General features: G+C 69.9%; 5 protein-coding genes. 3 read left to right on the plus strand and 2 right to left on the minus strand.

The window, feature by feature from the left end:
* On the plus strand, positions 1–854 hold an 854-nt coding region (locus G6031_RS02570; RefSeq protein WP_182652342.1), incomplete at its 5' end, for an arabinofuranosyltransferase.
* Positions 855–905: 51 nt separating this feature from the next.
* On the opposite strand, the gene G6031_RS02575 is transcribed toward G6031_RS02570, so the two are convergent.
* Both G6031_RS02575 and G6031_RS02580 read right to left on the minus strand, forming a co-directional pair.
* Positions 906–1,253 carry a hypothetical protein gene (locus G6031_RS02575; protein ID WP_182652343.1) on the minus strand — a complete coding sequence of 116 codons (348 nt, stop codon included), beginning with the start codon at positions 1,251–1,253 and terminating at the stop codon, positions 906–908.
* Positions 1,254–1,296: 43 nt separating this feature from the next.
* Positions 1,297–2,193, minus strand: coding sequence for a glycosyltransferase (locus tag G6031_RS02580; RefSeq protein WP_182640154.1), 897 nt, complete (start codon positions 2,191–2,193; stop codon positions 1,297–1,299).
* 62 nt (positions 2,194–2,255) lie between these two features.
* On the opposite strand from G6031_RS02580, the gene G6031_RS02585 reads away from it, so the two are divergent.
* Positions 2,256–3,008, plus strand: a complete 753-nt coding sequence (locus G6031_RS02585; protein ID WP_241737152.1) for a glycosyltransferase family 2 protein — start codon at positions 2,256–2,258, stop codon at positions 3,006–3,008.
* Positions 3,005–3,394: a DUF2304 domain-containing protein gene (locus tag G6031_RS02590; RefSeq protein WP_179524455.1), complete on the plus strand. Its 390-nt coding sequence runs from the start codon at positions 3,005–3,007 to the stop codon at positions 3,392–3,394. Before G6031_RS02585 ends, G6031_RS02590 begins: the two co-directional genes overlap by 4 nt.
* Positions 3,395–3,431 lie beyond the last annotated feature (37 nt).

Raw genomic sequence — 3,431 nt, forward strand, 5'->3', positions numbered from 1 at the left:
TCGGAGACCGGGGAGCCAGCCGTCACGACGCTGATGACCACGACTACGACGACGAGGCCACCCACTCACCGGGATGGCCGCTCCCGGCGCCGGACCGCGGTCTCGTGCTGGCGCAGGCGCTGGGGCTGATGGTCGTCACGGTGTTCGGTTGGTACGCGCTCTCGGGGCTGCGGGCGGTCACCGGGTCCACGCTGCTGCCGTTCCGGATGATCCCGGTGATCACGCTGGCCCTCGCGCTCGCGGGGGTGGTCGGCTCGCTCGCCCTGGCCCGGTGGGCGCTGGCCACGTCGCCCGCGGATTCGCGCGGCCGGGTCGCCGCGGTGGCCGTGGTGGTGGCCGGTCTGGCCGCGATCCAGATGGTGCAGCACGTCTCGGAGGAGGACTCGCGGTTCGCCGCCGCAGCCCGCGAGGCCCCCGCGGCCCCGGCGGAGGTGCTGGAGGCGATCGACGAGATGACCCCCGGGCAGGAGCCCTCGGACCTGGTGGTCCTCACGTCGGTCCCGACCGTCTACGCCTACCGCCCGTATTTCACCTTCCAGGCACCCGCGCAGGCCTACGCCACCCCGGCCGGTCGGTACACCGCACGGACGGACGAGGTCCGGGAGTGGGCCTCCATCGACTCCCCCCGTGAGCTGGCCGCCGCGATGGACTCAGGCCCGTTCCGCGGCCCGGACGTGATGGTGTTCGATCGGGAGGGCTCGAGGAACTGGGTGGTCCCGGTGGCGATCAACGAGATGCCCCTGGCCCGGAACAACAGTCGGGAGAAGATCCGGTTCCACCCGGAGCAGTTCGAGGACCCGGCACTGTTCGACGTCCGCGAGGTGGGCTCGAGAGTGGTGGTCGTGCGGCGGTGAACGGGCCGGGCCGGGCCGGAGGCCGGGCGAGGCGCGGTGTCGCCGGCGTCGTCAGGCGGGGCGCAGCGTCGCCGGCGCCGGGAACGGTGCGACGATCTCGCGGCCGACCTCCTCGATCGCGTCCGTGAGCGCCGTCGACAAGACGATCCGGTTCTCGTCGAGGTGGGAGATCCGCACCACGGTGTCGCGGCCGTTCTCGTGGAACAGGAAACGCTCCATGAGGAACCGCAGACCGATCCCCTCGAGTACGTCCTCCGCCCTGTGCCAGTCGTCGACCGGGTCGAGCGGGCGGCCGAGCCGGTCGATCGGCACGAGCAGCGGCTCGGCGGTGGTCATGTCGATCCAGCCGATCAGTTCGCCGTCCTCACGGCGGTGCGGGATCCACGCCTCGGGGACCATCCGGGCCTCCTCTCGTGCCAGCTCCGGTCAATTCCCGTCGGGGTCAGAACTTACGGAAGCTGTGACCGAGCAGCCGCTTACCGCCCTCGGCGAACTTGCCGGCCCGGGCCGCGGTCGGCAACAGAGACAGCGCGTTGAACCGCGAGGTCAGGTGCAGACGCGCGGCCCGCTCGGCGCTCTTCCAGCCCCGGGCCGCGAACGCGTCGGCCTCACCGGCGAAGAAGCGGGCCTCCTCGTCGAAGCGGCGGCCGTCGAGCGCGCGCACCGAGGAGTCGGAGGCGGAATGCCGGCGGTAGAGGAACGCCAGGGTCGGGTCGTAGACCATGTGACCGCCACCGGTGATCACGTCGACCAGCAGCGCCAGGTCCTGCACCACGTCCAGTCCCTCGCGGAACCCGATGCGGCGGATCCACTCGGAGCTCCACGCCAGCGACGGGAAATAGGTCCAGTTCCCGTGCATCAGCGAGGTCATGAGCTTCTCGCCGTGGAGGACCGTGCGACCGTCGGCCTTGGGCGAGGTGAACGCCTTGACGGTGTCGGACAGGGGCCGCGCGGGGGCACCGTGTTCGTCGATGACGCTGACGCCGACCTCCATCACGGCGGCGTCGGGAACGGCCGCGAAACCGTCCGCCACCACCTGCAGGTAGTTGGGCAGCATGACGTCGTCGGCGCCCATCACCACGACGATCGGTGCCGTGACCATCTCCAGGCACTTGCGGTAGTTACCGTTGGCGCCGAGGTTGGTCTCGTTCTTCTCGTAGGTCACCCGCTCGTCGCGCGCGGTGATCTCCCCCATGTAGCGGGCCGGCTCCGGGTCCGGGTAGCCGTCGTCCACCACGACCAGACGGAAGTCGGTGTAGGTCTGGGAGAGGACACTGTCCACAGCCTTCTTGAAGTGTCCGACATCCCCGTAGTAGGGGAGCATCACATCGATGGCCATCGGGGAACCGCCGTCCTTCTCGTCACAGGGTTTTCCGTTCGATCGCATAGTATCGACCGGCGATGAGCAGTGACAGTGAGCGACTCCCAGGACCCTCCGGCGCGGCAGGGGGCGGCCCCACAGGCAACCGCGACGTCTGGCTGGTCGTCCCCTGCTTCAACGAGGGCACCGTGATCGAGGACGTCCTCGGCACCGCACGCGAGACGTTCCCCAACATCGTTGCCGTGGACGACGGTTCGACCGACGACTCCGCGGCGGCGATCCACCGGGCGGGCGCACACCTGGTCCGGCACCCGGTCAACCTCGGGCAGGGGGCCGCCATCCAGACCGGTGTCGAGTACGCCCGCGCGCAACCCGGCGCCCGTTACTTCGTCACCTTCGACGCCGACGGGCAGCACCAGGTCAAGGACGTCCTCGCGATGGTCGAGCGGCTGCGCTGTGAGCCCGTGGACATCGTGGTGGGGACCCGCTTCGGCCGCCCACGCCGCGAGGGCGACCAGGTGCCGCTGATCAAGCGGGTCGTCCTCAAGACCGTCGTCATGCTCAGCCCACGCACCCGCAGGCTCGGTCTGACGGACGCCCACAACGGACTGCGGGTGTTCAACCGGCGGGTCGCCGACGACCTCAACCTGCGCATGAACGGCATGAGTCACGCCAGCGAGTTCGTGGAACTGATGGACAGCCGTGGGTGGCGCGTGGCCGAGCAGCCGGTCGACATCCTCTACACCGAGTACTCCATGTCGAAGGGGCAGTCGCTGCTCAACGGGATCAACATCCTCTCCGACGGTTTCGTGGGAAAGAGGTTGCCGCGATGATCAAGGCACTGCTGTTGCTCGCCGGCGCCGCGCTGGTGGCGTTCTTCCTGGCCAACCGGCGCAAGGCGCGGGCCAAGGCCGGGGTCAAGATCGGCTTCGTGCTGTTCGTGGTGTTCATGGTCTACGCCGTGCTGCGCCCGGACGACCTCACCGTGGTGGCCAACGCGCTGGGCGTACAGCGCGGCACAGACCTGGTGCTCTACGCGCTGGTGATGGGCTTCGCCTTTGTCACCGTCTCCACGTACGTGCGCTTCCGTGAACAGGAACTGCGCTACGCCCGGCTGGCCCGGTCCATCGCGCTGCAGAACGCGGTGCGGCCGGAGGACGAGCCCCACGCGACCGCGGTGATGCCCGCCGCGGACGACGACGACCGCCCGCGACGGTGACCGGGCGGCCGACCCCTCGCGCGGAGCTCGGGGGCTC

The organism is Dietzia sp. CQ4 (assembly GCF_014145125.1).
In the GTDB taxonomy this organism is placed as follows: Bacteria; Actinomycetota; Actinomycetes; order Mycobacteriales; family Mycobacteriaceae; genus Dietzia; species Dietzia natronolimnaea.

Bases quoted from the DNA above. Each gene is read 5' to 3' on its own strand.
- G6031_RS02575 (WP_182652343.1), bottom strand. From the start codon at position 1,253: ATGGTCCCCGAGGCGTGGATCCCGCACCGCCGTGAGGACGGCGAACTG.
- G6031_RS02580 (WP_182640154.1), bottom strand. From the start codon at position 2,193: ATGGCCATCGATGTGATGCTCCCCTACTACGGGGATGTCGGACACTTC.
- G6031_RS02585 (WP_241737152.1), top strand. From the start codon at position 2,256: ATGAGCAGTGACAGTGAGCGACTCCCAGGACCCTCCGGCGCGGCAGGG.
- G6031_RS02590 (WP_179524455.1), top strand. From the start codon at position 3,005: ATGATCAAGGCACTGCTGTTGCTCGCCGGCGCCGCGCTGGTGGCGTTC.